Annotated in this window: 2 protein-coding genes; both read right to left on the bottom strand. The window is 67.4% G+C overall.

Annotated elements, in window-relative coordinates; genetic code table 11:
* On the bottom strand, positions 1-719 hold a 719-nt coding region (locus EOA32_RS37315; RefSeq protein WP_145971520.1), incomplete at its 3' end, for a 3'(2'),5'-bisphosphate nucleotidase CysQ.
* Between the two features lies 1 nt (position 720).
* Positions 721-1,241, bottom strand: a 521-nt coding sequence (locus tag EOA32_RS37310) for a metallopeptidase TldD-related protein (RefSeq protein ID WP_145971519.1), incomplete at its 5' end; no start/stop codon positions are given.

The raw sequence follows: 1,241 nt of genomic DNA, 5'->3' as shown, positions 1-1,241 counted from the left end.
TGGTTGATCACCTCGCCGGCATAGCGCGGCGGCTTGCCGGTGCGGTCGAGCAAGGCGCCGCCCGCTTCGCGGAGGATAAGGTCGGCGGCGGCGATGTCCCAGTCATGCGCGTTGGGCTTGACGAAGGTCGCGTCGAGCTTGCCGTTGGCGATCATCGCCAGCCGGTAGGCGAGCGAGGGTATGTAAGCGACGCGGCGCATCCGGGCTTGCCAGGAAGCGGGCATGCGCTCGACCAGCGGCTTCGGCCCGCCGATCTCGACGGTATCGCCGAGTTGGCGGACCTGGATGCGCTTGCCGTTGAGGAACGCGCCCTCGCCCGGCAGCGCCCAATAGGTCTCGCGCTTGGCCGGACATTCGAGCACGCCCGCCAGCGAGCGGCCATCCTCGACCACGGCGACGCTGACGCACCAGGAATGCAGGCCATCGAGAAAGCCGCGCGTGCCATCGATAGGGTCGACGACGAAAGTGCGGCGGGCCGACAGCCTGGCATGATCGTCGGCGGTTTCTTCGGACAGCCAGCCATAATTCGGCCGCGCCTTGAGCAGGGTCTCGCGCAGATAGGCGTCGGCCGCATGGTCGGCCTCGCTGACCGGCGAGGTCCCGCCCTTCATCCACACCTGGGGGTTTTGGCCGAAATAGCGCATGGCGATGGTGCCCGCCTCGCGGGCGGCTTCGCGAAGCAGAGCGAGGTCTTCGTGCGTCTCGGCTGAGATGACCATGTTAGGCGCCGGCAAGGGTCATCCCCTCGATCAGCAGCGTCGGCGCGGCGGTGCCGAAATTGCGGTCGAGATCGCTCGCCGGCACCATGTTGAGGAACATGGTCTTCAAATTGGAGGCGATCGTCACCTCGGCCACCGGATAGGCAAGCGCGCCGTTCTCGATCCAGAAGCCGGAGGCGCCACGGCTGTATTCGCCGGTCACCATGTCGACGCCCTGGCCGAAGACCTCGGTGACGTAGAAGCCGCGCTGCAGCGAGGCGATCAGCTCCTCCGGCGCGCGATCGCCGGGCTCGATGGCCAGATTGGTCGAGGACGGCGAAACCGAAGAGCCGCTGCGCGAGCCACGGCCGTTGGTGACGAGACCAAGCTCGCGCGCGGCCGAGGTCGACAGGAACCAGTGGTTGAGCACGCCTTTGTCTACCATCAACAGCTTGTCGCCCTCGACGCCTTCGCCGTCGAAGGGCCGCGACGCCTGGCCGCGACGCCGCAGCGGCTCATCGGTGACGGTGATCGCGCTTGAGG

Origin of the sequence: Mesorhizobium sp. M1A.F.Ca.ET.072.01.1.1 (genome assembly GCF_004023325.1) — a bacterium.
Lineage (GTDB): Bacteria > Pseudomonadota > Alphaproteobacteria > Rhizobiales > Rhizobiaceae > Mesorhizobium.
Note: the sequence above shows the minus strand (reverse complement) of the source record. Positions and strands in the feature narration are given on the sequence as shown.